Source organism: Alteromonas sp. 4NH20-0056 (assembly GCF_057539655.1).
The window spans coordinates 706,951-721,618 of the sequence record NZ_BAAJLS010000001.1 but is presented as its reverse complement, the minus strand read 5'-3'; the positions used below and the strand labels follow the sequence as shown (position 1 = coordinate 721,618).

Below are 14,668 nucleotides of genomic sequence, written 5' to 3'. Positions count from 1 at the left end.
GCGTTTTTACTGCTCTAGCTATTATTTACAAGTAGTCAAATTCACTGCCTGAAACGGCAAGCGTACTGTCAGGGCCCGCGGTGTACGCTGCTTTATGTGCGTCACGACGAGGCATAATACGCTCAATGAAGAAGTCTCTCGTTTTCTTCTTAGACGACGCTAATACCGCATTATCTCCTGATTCGGCTTTGTCCGCCATGCTATACCACAGCACACCTAGAAGTGAATAGGCGCTGTAGGCAAGGAAATCATTCGCTGCCGATGCAGCCGTGGTTCCGTCCATGCCTAGACATGCTTTAGAAGAGGTATGCCATTCATCTAATACTGTTTGTGCCGCTTGTTTTGCGTCAGCATCGTTGATGTCGTTAACCAATTCGATGAACGCCTGATACGTTGCTTCCATCATCTGGCCGCCGTCACGAGTCAGTTTACGACCAATCAAATCAAGCGCTTGAATACCATTGGTTCCTTCGTAAAGCATCGCGATACGAACGTCACGCATAAGCTGCTCCATACCCCATTCACGAATGAAGCCATGACCACCAAGCACTTGTACGCCTAAACTGGTCGTTTCAAGACCCATATCGGTCATGTAGGCTTTACAAATTGGTGTTAAGAATTGAAGCACTTTTTCCGCGTGCTCTTGTTCTTCTTGTGTGCCGAGCTTTTCGATATCCATGTACTTAGCATACAGAAGCGACAATGCACGAGAGCCTTCAATTTGAGACTTCTGCGTGAGCAACATGCGGGCAACATCAGGTTGAAACACAATCGGATCGGCTTTTCCGTCAGGGTTTTGTATACCTTGTGGCGCGCGAGATTGAACACGCTCACGGGCGTAGGTAAGTGCACCTTGATACGACGCTTCAGCAGCCCCTAGACCTTGAAGGCCAACTTGGAAGCGTGCGTCGTTCATCATAGTAAACATGCATGCCAAGCCTTGGTTCTCTTCACCCACAAGCCATCCAGTTGCACCATCGAAGTTCATGACACAGGTCGGGCTCGCCTTTATTCCCATCTTGTGTTCGATACTACCTACTGACAGGCTATTTGCTTCGCCTGGTTCGTTGCTGTCATCAAGCAGCAGTTTAGGTACAAGGAACAAGCTAATGCCTTTCACGCCTTTTGGCGCATCAGGCAAGCGTGCAAGCACAAGGTGGATAACATTGCTGCTCCAGTCTTGATCGCCAGCGGTGATAAAGATTTTATTACCGGTTACTTTATAGCTGCCGTCAGCCTGCGGCTCGGCTTTTGTATTAAGTAAGCTAAGATCTGTACCCGCATGAGGTTCAGTCAGGTTCATGGTACCTGTCCATTCGCCGCTAATTAGCTTTGCAAGATATTTATCTTTCAGTGCTTTACTCGCGTGTTTGGTAACGGCTAATGTCGCGCTCTCGGTCAGCATGGTCGTTAAACGCCAGCTAAGGTTAGCTGCGTTCAGCATTTCATGAACTGGCACCGCCATGGTATAAGGCAAGTCTTGTCCATCGTACTCTGCGGTACCTAGCATCGCATTCCAGCCGTTGGCAACGTACTCTTGATAGGCGTCAGCAAACCCTTTTGGCGTAGTAACTTTTCCATTCTCAAGTTTACACCCTTCTTCATCGCCTTCGCGGTTTAAAGGGGCAACAACATCAAGCGCAAACCTTGCACCTTGTGCAATAATTTCGTTAGCTAAATCACTGTCGAAGTCGCTAATACCTAGCTTTTCATAGTGAGCATCAAGTCCAAGCCACTCTTTTAGTAAAAACTGAAAGTCAGCGGTAGGGGCATAATGTAAAGGCATGGATGACTCCTTTTTCAAACGGGTGTTTTAATTTTTCCGTATTATAGCCTTAAAAAGCATGTTCAGAGTAGCCCGTTAACGGAAACTTAATAATAAATATAGGTGATAATACCAACAGTATTTTGCTTTTCGTCGGTTCACTGGCATCCTATTGCCATTATTTTGAATTGCTTGCGACAAAGCACAATGTCAGCGCGCATTTGATGAAGGTGAAAACGTGGAAAAAAACACACCTGTTTGTATCGTGACCGGGGGAAGCTTAGGCATTGGTTTAGCCGTTTGTCAGACGTTTTCACGGGAAGGCTATCATGTGGTGAATCTCGATTTACGAGATTTTGAAGCCACACCAATGCGTTGTGAGTGGAAGGCCTGCGACGTGAGTCGTGTTTCTGATGTTACGGCGGCTATCGACGATGTTGTTGCTACGTATGGCAGGGTAGATGCACTTGTTTGCAATGCGGGTAAGCATGTTTCAGCCACTATCGAAGAGACTGATGAAGCGTTGTTAGATGCGATATTTAGCCTCAATGTTAAAGGCGCTTATGCCGCAATAAAAGCGACGTTGCCGACAATGAAAACGCAGCAAGGAGGTGCCATTGTTGTCATGGGCTCTGATCAGTCTTTTATTGGGAAGCGACACTCTTTCGCCTACGCGTTGACTAAATCTGCGCTAGGGTCAATAGCAAAGACCACAGCGTTAGACTATGCCCCCTATAATATTCGGGCAAATGCCGTGTGCCCCGGCACGATAGAGACCCCGCTTTTTCATAACGCAATAGACAACTACGTTGCTAAAGCCGGAGTCGATAAGAAAGATGTCGTCGCCGAGGAAGCTGCCGCACAGCCTATCGGGCGCTTAGGTCAACCTGAGGATGTCGCAGAGCTTACCTACTTTTTGTGCAATGATAAAAGCAGTTTTATCACAGGGAGCTTGTACGCCGTAGATGGCGGTTACACGGCACAGTAGGTGGCCCTATGACGTTTATTGACCCTCACATCCATTTTTTTGCGTTGTCGCAAGGGCATTACGATTGGTTAAAAAGCGCCAATCCTCCTTTTTGGAAAGATAAAGACGCAATCGCAGTGCCTGTTAGTGAGATAGATTTACGTCGCGCGGGTCGCCATCAGTTGGGCGGTTTTGTGCATATTGAGGCAGGATTTGACAATGCGAGGCCGTGGCGCGAAATACATTACCTCAACGCACATTGCGCGCTGCCATTTAAAGCGGTCGCGGCAATCGACTTATTATCCAATGATGCGTTAAGCCACGTAGATACCTTGCATCACCTTACTTCTGTGGTAGGGCTTCGTCATATCCTTGATGAACAAGCCGAAGAAATATTAACCCACCCCAAAGCAAAACATACGCTAAATGCCATGGCGAACAGGCAGTTGTCTTTTGATGCGCAGTTTGACGTGAGCGATGGCAGGGCGGTCAAGGCACTACTAAATGTATTGGACTATGCGCCTACACTACGCGTGGTAATTAATCATGCTGGAGAACCACCACTTTCTGGTGGCAAAGTCGATACCTTGCGTTTCCAGCGTTGGCGGCAGCATATACAATTGCTTGGCTTGCATGAGCGTGTGGCGATAAAGATGTCAGGTTGGGAAATGCGAGATAGAAGATGGCAGCGTGAAGCGGTGTCCCGTGTTATCTATGACATGCTTGAACATGTGGCCGACAATAAGCTTATGTTCGCAAGTAACTTTCCGCTTTGCCAATGGCGCATGAGCTACCAGGATGTGTGGCGATTCTATGAAACCCTTGTTGAAGGCATGACCCTCGATAGCCAACAAAGGGTGTTCTCACACAATGCGTTACGCTGGTATCACATAGAATAAAGTAGTGGCGATACCAAAAAGGCCGCGTATGTACGCGGCCTTTTGATTTACCGTTAACGCTATTTCAGTTCAGTAATTGTCATGTGCGGTGAGCGGTAAACCACTTCATCATTAAGGTCTATACCCAATCCAGGCGTATCTGGCGCTTCAATGAAACCATTAACCGGCTGCGGATCTTGAAGGCACAATTCACGGTTCCACTCTTTAATTGCGTAGGTGTGATGCTCGTGAATTAAGAAATTGGGAATAGCCGTTTCTAAATGTAAGCTCGCGGCAGTAGCAACTGGGCCTCCACAGACATGAGCTTGAATGCGCACGTCGTAAATATCGGCGTAGTCACAGACCTTTTTCGCTTCGGTAAAGCCACCGCATAACCCTACATCAGGTTGTAAAACGTCTATGGACTGGTCCTCTAAATAAGGGCGAACATCCCAACGATGGTACAGGCGCTCTCCTCCAGCGATTGGAACATTTACGTTTTTTGCCACTTTATCGTGAAGCTTTGAATTTAAATAGTTAACGGGCTCTTCGTAATACAAGCATCCAATTTCTTCTACAATACTGCCAAGCTGAATGGCAGTAGAGGCACCAAGCAAACTATGACATTCAAAAATAATGTCACCGTCATCACCCATGGTGTCTCTAATCGCTTGCAAGCGCGCTTTAAATAATTTGAGTTCTGGTTTTGAGAACAGTTTCGTTCTGTCAAAGTGAGTATTGCCGTCTTTGTCATAAACAATGGGGTCGACTTTTACTGCATCATAGCCGTCTTTTAATGCTTTCTCGGTGGCTCTGGCATAATCCGCCGGGTCGTTAAGCTTGGTGACTTCAGTGTCCCAATCGAATTGAAGTTGGCTAGCATAGCTACGTAACTTGCCATTGGTTTTCCCACCTAACAGTTCATAAACGGGTAAACCAAGGGCTTTTCCTTTGATATCCCACAGGGCAGTATCGATAGCGCTCATTGCGGCATAAATTACCGGACCACCGCCTAATCCCCAAAACCCTTCACGTAGCATACGTGACCACAATAACTCAGTGTGAAAAGGGTTAAAACCAATAAGCATAGCTTCGGCAATTTCTTTAATCATATGGGCCGCGGCGCTGTGGCCCCAGTCATAGGCAAGACCAGCTTCGCCAACACCCGTGATACCTTCATCGGTATAAACACGCACAAATACCGGGTTCCATTGAGGACGCTTCGGGCATTCAATATCAAATATTTCAACTTTGGTTACTTTCATAAGAGCTTTCTCAATTGGTTATTATGTGACTGTAGCAACACGGGTCATCTTATTCACAAAAATGTGGGTCGAGTTTATAGGCTTTACGCAGCATGGCAGGCCACGCCTTTTGCCCGCCCGTTTCACCGCTATGGACTACCTTCGCTTGTTCATAAATACCGTCAATAATCGGTTGAGGTATTGATATAACGTCTTCATTTGACTGCATTAACGCTAATTGAATTTCACAGGCTCGCTGCAAATCATAAAAGCGCATGAATGCATCTCCAATGGTGGGGCCAAGTGTCAAGCCCCCATGGTTGGGGAGTAGCATGTGATTGGTATCACCCAAGTCACTCTGTAATTGCTTTTTCTCGCTTTCATTTACAGCAAGCCCTTCGTACCCGTGGTATGACAGTGAAGGCAGCGAGAACAACGAATATTGGCTCCATGGGCGTAATCCACCTTTGACCGAGGCAACCGATATGGTTGCAAGCGTGTGCAGGTGGATAACACATTGCGCATCGTGACGGACTTCGTGAATGGCACTGTGAATCGTAAACCCCGCCGGGTTTACGCCATAGGGTGTGTCATCTAAAATAGTGCCATCTAAATCCACTTTAACGAGGTTAGACGCGGTGACTTCGTCAAAGGTTAACCCGAATGCATTGACTAAGTAATGATCGGTGCCGGGGACTTTTGCCGAAATGTGCGTATAAATAAGGTCGCCCCATCGCATGTCAGCCACTAAACGATAACAGGCGGCTAAATCTACGCGGGTTTGCCACTCTTCATCAGAGACTTTGCCTTTTAGACTTATTGTAGGAAGTGAAAACAAGATGAGTCTCCATAGGTTACACGGTTAACGAAATTACCAAAGCGCGTAATAACACACAACAATTCTCGCCACATTAATGCTTCTTGCTTATATCATCCTGCACTATAAAAGCATCTCGAAAAGGAATAAGGTCATCAGGAAAACGAAGGGCTTCATGGCTAAGTAAAAAGGGATCGTGCTTTTGAAGTGAACTTATCTCTATCTTTCCCCATGGAGGGGGAGCGAAAGCATCAGGGAGCTTGGCAATACCCGCATCAAGGTGACAGGAGAATAGCGTCATACCGTTTGACGTTGTGCCCACGACATGACGTACTTCGACATTAAACCCTGTCTCTTCCCACGTTTCGCGATGAGCGGTACAGGCTAATGCTTCATCGTCATCTTGCCCGCCGCCCGGAATATCTAACTTTCCAGATAATCGATGTGTGACGAAAAGCATTTTACCGTCGGTGGCGATAACGCACCCTGCAGCGCGAGAAGTGGAAGAAACAAATTCATCAAGTTGCTGCGCGCTTCGGCACGCAGGTTGTGAGGGGGGCTCACTATCACAGCCCAAAAGCGTTAAAACCACCAAAATGAATGATAAGCGAAAATTGATATGCATTAGTTAGGGTAAAATACTACGTATATAAAATAAACAATAAAAAGCCTTGGCTAATTAACGATAGCACATCAGCTATTGCGTTTAACGCCAAAGGTTAGCGTAACGCGGGTAATGTATCACGCGGCGTACTTTTACCAATAGGAAAGGTTATGTTTTCACGTTCGAGTTTTTCTCCGCTGATGTTAGCGGTGGTCTTGTTGGTTGCAGTGGTGGTTTACCTAAACCTTCCCGCTGAAGAGGAAAGTAAAGCATATAGTGCTAAAGCAACACCGGTTAAAACGACGGTGGCTCGTCAGCAGGCCTTAGCCATTACTATCGAGTCGCTAGGCACAGCCATTGCAAACGAGTCGGTGACTATTACCGCACAAGTGACGGAAACTATTCGGTCGGTAAACTTTGATGACGGTGACCGTGTAGAAAGTGGTGATGTGCTTATTCAATTAAATAACCAAGAAGAACTCGCGCGAGTAGAAGAGCTTAAAGCGAACATTGCGGAGGCAAAACGTCAGTTTTCGCGTATTACGGATTTACGGCAGTCAAGCGCCGCATCTGAACAACTTCTAGATGAACAACAAGCACGGGTGAAAGCATTAGAGGCACAACTAGACGTGGCGCTCGCTCAGCTTGACGACATGCAAATTCGCGCCCCTTTTAATGGGCTTCTGGGAGTACGCGAGGTCAGTAAAGGCTCACTTGTGCGCCCTGCCGATGTTATTACCACATTAGATGATATAAGCATTGTAAAGGTCGATTTCAGTGTTGCAGAGAATCAGTTGGCAAGCCTTGCGAAAGGGCAAAGCATTGCTGCGACGTCGGTTGCCTATCCGTCTGAAGTGTTCAATGGCGTCATTTCAAATATTGATACCAGGCTAGACCCTATCAGCCGCGCTATTCAAGTTCGAGCAACCATTGAGAACCAAAATAGCAAACTTCGCCCGGGTATGTTGTTAACCATTGTCGTTGAAAAAAAGGTGTTGAACACCTTAGTTATTCCTGAAAAAGCGTTGGTGCCGGTTGAAGATAAACAGTTCATTTATGTCGTAAAAGACAATGTTGCCCACGAAAGAGAAGTGGTCTTAGGTGAACGCCGCCCTGGCATAGTACAGATAGTGTCGGGTTTAGAAGAAGGAGACGCGGTAATAACCGAAGGAACACTGAGAGTGCGCGACCAATCTCCTGTCTCAGTCATTAGCGAAAGTAACGGAGTATAGCGTATGTTGCTTTCGGATATTTCGGTAAAGCGTCCCGTCTTTGCAACGGTTGCGAACCTACTCCTTATTATTTTTGGTGTCGTTGCGGTCTCTATGCTTTCTTTAAGAGAGTACCCCGATATTGATCCTCCTATCGTCTCTGTCAATACAACATATACCGGCGCGTCGGCGAATATTGTTGAAACCCGAATAACCCAATTGTTAGAGGACAGAATAAGCGGCATTGAGGGTATAAAAAATATTACTTCAACGTCGCGTAATGGCCGTTCAGATATTACGATTGAGTTTAAACTGACTCGAGATATTGATGCAGCGGCAAACGACGTACGAGAGCGAGTTAGCCGAGCACTCAACAATTTACCAGATCAAGCCGATCCGCCGGAGGTATCAAAAGCCAACTCCGATGAAAGTGCTGTGGTGTGGTACAACCTACGAAGCACGAACTTAAACACGATGGAGCTTACCGATTACGCAGAGCGCTTTTTGGTAGACCGTCTGTCTATTGTTGATGGGGTTGCACGGGTTCAAATTGGCGGTGGTCGACGTTACGCGATGAAAGTGTTTCTAGATAGAAATGCGATGGCGGCGCGCGGCATAACGGTGGCCGATATTGAAAATGTTATTCGTACTGAGAACGTCGAGCTACCGGCTGGAGAAGTAGAGTCGACCGATAGAAACTTTGAAGTAAGGGTTGCTCGGACCTTCTTGACCCCTGATGATTTTGCGGCGCTCACCGTTGCGGTAGACGATAACGGGTATTTAGTCCGCTTAGGCGAACTGGCCAATGTCGAACTTGCTGCAGAAGACGACGAAACTGAATTCAGGGGGGACGGCGTTAATATGATTGGCTTGGGCATTATCAAGCAATCAAAAGCTAACACGTTAGACGTTGCCCGTGCCGCAAAAATGCAAATCGCTAAAATTGAAGAGAGCCTGCCAGACAATATTTTCATTGTGCCAAGTTATGATTCTTCTGTATTTATCGAAGCCTCAATCAATGAAGTGTATGAGACATTGGCTATCGCTATGCTGATGGTGGTTATTGTCATCTATGTCTTTTTGGGCAATGTTCGGGCAACCTTAATTCCTGCGGTAACGGTACCAGTATCGCTTATTGGTGCCTTTATAGTTATGTACATCTTGGGTTTCTCTATTAACTTACTGACGTTACTGGCGATGGTGTTAGCGATTGGTTTAGTGGTCGACGATGCCATTGTTGTACTTGAAAATGTTTATCGTCGAATTGAAATGGGAGAGCCCCCAATCCTTGCCGCTTATCGCGGCGCAAGAGAAGTCGGGTTTGCTGTTATTGCAACCACGTTGGTACTTATATCTGTGTTCGTGCCACTGGTGTTTCTTGAAGGGAACATAGGCAGACTATTTACTGAGTTTGCCCTTGCTATCGCCGCGGCGGTGGCATTTTCAAGTTTTACTGCGCTTACGCTTTCACCAATGATGGCATCAAAAATTTTGAAGAAGCGAGAGCGATCATCAGGTTTTGGTGCTTGGATGGATAAAGGGTTTCGTGGCATAGAGTCACGCTATTTTAATAGTTTAGCAAAAACCTTACATCAACCATTCTTAATGGTTGTGCTGCTTGTCGTTGCGGTGGTAGCAACGGTGCAACTTTCAGAAAAAATCCCCAGTGAATTCGTACCTAAAGAAGACAGAGGTAATTTCTTTATATTAATGAATGCCCAAGAAGGGGCAAGCTTTGAGAGTAATGCATCAAACCTGAAACAAATTGAAAATGTGCTTATGCCGTACCGCGAGAGTGGCAAAATTAATAGGTTATTAGTACGAACGCCAGGGTTTGGGGGAAATGCTGGTATTGCTATTGTCGGTACCGCTGACTGGGAAGAAAGAGACTTCAGTACGTTCGAACTAATGAATGAAATTAGTGCCAAGTTAACCCAAGTGCCCGACGTGAGAGCGTTTGCAATTATGCGAAGCGGTATTTCAGGAGGAGGATTTGGTCGCCCGGTTCAATTTGTTTTACAAGGGGATACCTACGAGAATTTAGTCGAATGGCGAAATATTGTCATGAATAAAGCGGCAGAAAATCCGAATTTTGTGCGGTTAGATTCTGACTATAAAGAAACCTCCCCCCAGTTACTCGTGAATATCGACAGAGATAGGGCAGCCGATCTGGGTGTGTCGATTAGCGATATTGGCAGGACACTAGAGGTCATGTTAGGTCAGCGTCGCGTATCTACATTCTTAGATAGAGGCGAAGAGTATGATGTCATCATTGAGGGGATAGAAGACGATTTCAGAAGCCCTAACAGCATAGATAACCTGTATGTTCGTTCATCAAGAACCGGCGAACTGATCCCAATGGATAACCTGCTGTCTTTCTCTGAGCAAGCCACGTCATCTACGCTTAATCGTTACAATAGAATGCGAGCCATTACGATTTCAGCAAACCTTGCAGACGGATTTACATTGGGTGAGGCGCTAGCTGATTTGGAGAGTATCGTACAAACCGAGCTTCCCGATACGGTATCAATTGACTACAAGGGCGAGTCGCAGCTTTACCAAGAAGCTGGCAACTCTTTTGTTTATGTCTTTCTGTTAGCCCTCGCGGTGACCTATCTTATCTTAGCTGCGCAATTTGAAAGTTGGATTCACCCGCTTGTTATTATGTTAACGGTGCCGCTAGCTTTAGTCGGGGCATTCATAGGATTGTATTTCGCAGACATGACGTTAAATATCTACAGCCAAATAGGGCTGGTAATGCTGATTGGCTTGGCAGCCAAAAATGGTATTTTGATTGTAGAGTTTGCCAACCAATTGCGGGATACGGGGATGGAGTTCGAAGCTGCGCTTAAACGAGCGGCGACGCAAAGGCTCAGACCGATTGTAATGACCGGGTTTACCACGGTATTTAGTTCATTGCCGCTAGTACTCGCCTCTGGGCCTGGGGCGGAAAGTCGGATGGTTATTGGTATGGTTATTTTTGCTGGCGTATTAGTGTCAGCGTTCATGACCCTGTATGTTGTGCCAACAGCATACAGCTGGTTAGCGCGGAGTACTGGCTCACCGTTACAGCGAACCCATGAAATTGAAAGACTGGATAGTGCTATTCCTTACAAGAAAGGAGAGGAATAGCAGGACTCAAGCTTTACAATGTAAATATCAAAGGAAGCCTAGCGCTTCCTTTTTTTAGACAAAACCGTGGTCAATATTGTCCTATTTGTCCGATTTAGCACGAAATTCCTGCCCCTTATCGCAAAATTTTCGCTTTATAACTTATCTTTGTTTATACCTTTTTGAGCGTTTTTTGAACTCATCTGGGTTGGTGGTTTTTTCTAACCAATTGTTTTGTATTGGTTATTTATTCTTTTTGCCGTTGGGGTATATTTAAATGTATATATTTTCAAACGTAAGTTTGAATATTGGCTTTTAGTATAATTGTTTATCTTCCCAAGTTCCTTAAACTGCACGCCATTATTACAGCTTTCAAACGTTTAAAACGCTCGAAATTTTAAAAACTGCAATCTATATAACTGATGCATTGGCAAAATTAGTGTTCTTCGCTAATACTTATCTCAGTTGTATTTCAGCTGCGCCATAAAGGTGCAATGCCGAAGATAGCGGTGATTAAATTACAAGAGAGTGTTGAAAGCTCCTACTCTAGTAACGTAATACTCTTGAGGACACACAATGAAAAAATGGTTACTTGCTGCAACATTATGCAGCAGCATGGCGGTTGCCGATGTCGCGGTAATTGTTCATCCAAGTAATGGTGACGCATTGGACAAAGATTCAATAAGCCGTCTATTTTTAAATAAAGCAAAAGCCTTCCCTGGTGGCACACAAGCAACGCCTGTTGCATTAGCCGAAGGGTTGCCAGCGACAGATGAGTTTAACGACAAAGTACTGAAAAAGTCGGCATCTCAACTTACCGCATTTTGGTCTAAGCTAGTGTTCACTGGAAAAGGGCAGCCACCTAAAGCATTAGGTGACGATGCTGCTGTTATTGCTGATGTGGCGGGTAACCCTGGCGCAATTGGTTACGTTGATGCTGGCGCAGTGAACGATAGCGTTCGTGTTGTGGCTACATTTTAACTACTAGCTTAGAGAATTTAAGGAATACGCATGAAAACCAAATTAGCACTTTTATCAATTGCCAGTGTAATGTCTGCATCATCTTTTGCAGATGTTCAAATCAACGGATTCGCAAACCTCATCGGCGGTATGACGCTAGATGACAATGAATCTGTCTACGATTATGACAGCGACTTCAACTTCGACCCAGCCAGTGTATTCGGTCTTCAGGTTCGTGGCGAATTAAGCGACAAATTATCAGCGACTGCGCAGCTTGTGGGTCGTGGTCGTGACGACTACAGCGCTGACTTCGAATGGGCGTATATGACTTATGCACTTAGCAATACGACAAGCATTAGTGCAGGTCGTCTTCGTATGCCATTGTTCAAGTACTCAGCGTCGCTAGATGTAGGTTATTCTTACCACTGGCTTACACCACCAGATTCTGTTTACGGCATCGACTTCAACAACATAGACGGTGTTCGCATAGACTACTCAAACTATTCTGGTGATTGGGAGTATGGTGCGCAGTTTACAACGGGTCGTGTGCAGGCTGATACTACAATCTCTGGCACGCCAGCAGCATTGGAACTTGAAAATGTCGTAGCAGTATCATTTGAAGTAACACGAGACTGGTTTAGCGCAAGAACACTTGTTGCGCGCGGTAAGACAAGTGCAGCAAACGAAGAGTTCGATACGTTTATTGATGGCGTCGCTGCATTTGGGGCATTCATCCCTTCTGCAAGTACAGCTGCAGCTGGTTTTAGTGTAGATGAAGATACTGGAACGTTTTTTGAAGTAGCGGTAGATATTGATAAATACGACTGGTTCGTTGGCGCTGAATATACGCAAACTGAGGTTGATGGTTCTGTTATCGCAGACAACAAAGCTTGGTACGTAACAGCAGGTATGCGTTTTGGTAAATTTACTCCACATATCACTTACGAGCGTGAAGAAGGCGATAATGCTGCTCAACTTGGTTTAGTGGGCGCGCTACCACCAACTATCGCTACAGGCGATGCGGTTACTGATGCAACGTGGGCCGGTGTATACCAAATTGCTTCAGGTATCGCTGCGCAGCAAGCACTTGATGTAGACGCAGTGACTGCGGGTCTACGTTACGATGTGGAACCAGGCTTCGCATTAAAAGCTGATGTAACGTGGTATGCAGATCAACTAAATGATGCTAACGACGCTACGCTTCTTCGCGTTGGTTTAAATTACACATTCTAAGTTGGGTTTACGTTACTCATTATTCACGCTCTTCGTGCATGTTGAGCGTGAATTTTTTCTAAAGTTTTTCAACATTTAGAAGATATATAATAATAGAGCCGCATTATGGACAGCGTTAGTCCAAGCGCCATTGAAACGACGTAACAGTGAGATTGCAGATGAATTTTTTGAAGAAAATGCCTATAGCGACAAAAATCTTCTTAATACCGGGTATAGCGGCACTGAGCTTTATTATCTACTTGCTCATTACCATATACACCGCATTAAACAATGGCGATATTCTTGAAAAAGTACAAAAAGTGCAGTTTCCTGCTTTGCAACTGTCAGCGTCTACATTGGTCGAAATGCAAAAAGTGCGCGATACACTGAGTAGTGCGGTAACAACGGGTGACCAAGATACGTTGCAAGCTGCCAAAGATTTAGTGAGTGAAGCAAAATCAGGGTTAGATCGTATTGCTAATATCAGCCCCGAATTTCGTAGTGATATTTCAAAAATTTCAGACGGTTTTGACACGTATTTCGATACTGCTTTTGATGTATCGCAATCAATGGTAAATGGTACTGCTGACTTCAGCCGCCTAGGACAGCTCTCATCTGAAATGAATAGTTCATACGACGCGGTGATCGCGGCGATGACGCGCTTTAGGGACGAGCAACAGGCCGCTTTCGAGAAGTCATTTGAAAGCACTGACACGGCCAACACCTCGCTGATTAGTACGGGTGTGCTTATGACAATTGTCGTAAGTTTGGTTTTATTTGCCACTGCGATCCCTATCGTTCAGGGAATCAAGAAAAGTATAGATGACGTGGTACGTTCATTAAAAGACATCGCCCAAGAAAACGGCGATTTGACGGTGCGTATCGCTACGAACAGTGAAGATGAAATTGGTGACCTAGTACATTGGTTTAACCAATTTATGGATAAGCTTCAAGGCGTGGTGAAGGATGTAGTAGAAGCAAGTCTTCCACTTTCAAACCTCGCTCAAAATTTACGGGGTCTTACCGAAGAAACGCAACGTACTATTGATGTTCAACAGCAATCTGCGACCAACGCAAAGCGTGCAGTTGATACAATGAGCGGTTCGGTAGACGGTGTTGCACACAGTGCTGCGCAAGCGGCAGGTGACGCAAACGAAGCGACAAGCGCGGCAAGCGAAGGTCGTCAAATTGTGCAGCAAACGGTATCGAGTATTCAACAGCTAGCTGATAACGTACGTGAAACAGCAGATGTTATCGCGCGTTTAGAGTCAGACTCAAATAAAGTAGGCTCGGTGCTAGATGTTATTAAAGGCATTGCTGAACAAACAAACCTACTTGCACTGAATGCGGCGATTGAAGCGGCTCGTGCTGGTGAGCAAGGTCGAGGGTTCGCGGTTGTTGCTGACGAGGTACGTACACTCGCTTCTAGAACGCAGCAATCGACCGAAGAGATCCAAAGCACAATTGAGCAACTTCAAAATGCGGCGCATTCTGCGGTTGAAGTAATGGCGAGAGGAACTGAGCAAGCGGGTAGCAGCGTCGAGACGGCGAATAAAGCGGGTGTTAGCTTAGAAACCATTACCAGTACGATTGGGCGTATCAACCAAATGAACGAACAAATTGCGCATAATACGGAAGACCAGCGTACGGTAGCGATAGACATTGTACGTCACGTCGATGAAATTCACGAGCGTACCGAACAGACTGCGAGCCGGTCTGGAGAGTTGGGTACCATGTGTAACGAGCTTGCCGACTTAGCACAACACTTAGAGTCAATTGCTAAGCAGTTTAGGGTATAAGTACACCGCTATGTTAACGCAATAATTTATTTATCAAACGCCCCGTTCTTGGGGCGTTTTTGTATCTGTAACACATTAAGACAAGCGATACATTGGAGGC

11 protein-coding genes are annotated in these 14,668 nt (G+C 45.7%); 7 read left to right on the top strand and 4 right to left on the bottom strand.

The window, feature by feature from the left end:
* Positions 1–25 precede the first annotated feature (25 nt).
* On the bottom strand, positions 26–1,786 hold the full coding sequence (locus AC27EZ_RS03195) for an acyl-CoA dehydrogenase family protein (RefSeq protein WP_487133912.1): 1,761 nt from the start codon (positions 1,784–1,786) through the stop codon (positions 26–28).
* Between the two features lie 217 nt (positions 1,787–2,003).
* Between AC27EZ_RS03195 and AC27EZ_RS03190 the strand changes: the two genes are divergently transcribed.
* Positions 2,004–2,753 (top strand): SDR family NAD(P)-dependent oxidoreductase, encoded by a 750-nt coding sequence (locus tag AC27EZ_RS03190; protein ID WP_487133911.1) that lies wholly within the window; start codon positions 2,004–2,006, stop codon positions 2,751–2,753.
* Between the two features lie 8 nt (positions 2,754–2,761).
* Complete coding sequence (locus AC27EZ_RS03185; protein WP_487133910.1) at positions 2,762–3,631, top strand: amidohydrolase family protein; 870 nt, start codon at positions 2,762–2,764, stop codon at positions 3,629–3,631.
* 59 nt (positions 3,632–3,690) lie between these two features.
* Here AC27EZ_RS03185 and AC27EZ_RS03180 read toward each other — a convergent pair whose 3' ends face one another.
* The 3 genes from AC27EZ_RS03180 to AC27EZ_RS03170 form a co-directional block, all read right to left on the bottom strand.
* The gene (locus tag AC27EZ_RS03180) at positions 3,691–4,875 is read right to left on the bottom strand and encodes a mandelate racemase/muconate lactonizing enzyme family protein (protein ID WP_487133909.1); all 1,185 of its coding nucleotides are present in this window, start codon (positions 4,873–4,875) and stop codon (positions 3,691–3,693) included.
* Positions 4,876–4,924: 49 nt separating this feature from the next.
* Positions 4,925–5,692, bottom strand: coding sequence for a class II aldolase/adducin family protein (locus AC27EZ_RS03175; protein WP_487133908.1), 768 nt, complete (start codon positions 5,690–5,692; stop codon positions 4,925–4,927).
* Positions 5,693–5,765: 73 nt separating this feature from the next.
* On the bottom strand, positions 5,766–6,296 hold the full coding sequence (locus AC27EZ_RS03170) for an NUDIX hydrolase (protein ID WP_487133907.1): 531 nt from the start codon (positions 6,294–6,296) through the stop codon (positions 5,766–5,768).
* 149 nt (positions 6,297–6,445) lie between these two features.
* On the opposite strand from AC27EZ_RS03170, the gene AC27EZ_RS03165 reads away from it, so the two are divergent.
* The 5 genes from AC27EZ_RS03165 to AC27EZ_RS03145 all read left to right on the top strand — a co-directional run bounded on the left by AC27EZ_RS03165 (position 6,446) and on the right by AC27EZ_RS03145 (position 14,568).
* Positions 6,446–7,507 carry an efflux RND transporter periplasmic adaptor subunit gene (locus AC27EZ_RS03165; protein WP_487133906.1) on the top strand — a complete coding sequence of 354 codons (1,062 nt, stop codon included), beginning with the start codon at positions 6,446–6,448 and terminating at the stop codon, positions 7,505–7,507.
* A gap of 3 nt (positions 7,508–7,510) precedes the next feature.
* Positions 7,511–10,618 (top strand): efflux RND transporter permease subunit, encoded by a 3,108-nt coding sequence (locus AC27EZ_RS03160; RefSeq protein ID WP_487133905.1) that lies wholly within the window; start codon positions 7,511–7,513, stop codon positions 10,616–10,618.
* A gap of 555 nt (positions 10,619–11,173) precedes the next feature.
* Positions 11,174–11,578 carry a type 2 periplasmic-binding domain-containing protein gene (locus tag AC27EZ_RS03155; protein WP_487133904.1) on the top strand — a complete coding sequence of 135 codons (405 nt, stop codon included), beginning with the start codon at positions 11,174–11,176 and terminating at the stop codon, positions 11,576–11,578.
* A gap of 30 nt (positions 11,579–11,608) precedes the next feature.
* Positions 11,609–12,790 carry a topoisomerase IV gene (locus tag AC27EZ_RS03150; RefSeq protein WP_487133903.1) on the top strand — a complete coding sequence of 394 codons (1,182 nt, stop codon included), beginning with the start codon at positions 11,609–11,611 and terminating at the stop codon, positions 12,788–12,790.
* Positions 12,791–12,948: 158 nt separating this feature from the next.
* The gene (locus AC27EZ_RS03145) at positions 12,949–14,568 is read left to right on the top strand and encodes a methyl-accepting chemotaxis protein (RefSeq protein WP_487133902.1); all 1,620 of its coding nucleotides are present in this window, start codon (positions 12,949–12,951) and stop codon (positions 14,566–14,568) included.
* Positions 14,569–14,668: the final 100 nt, after the last annotated feature.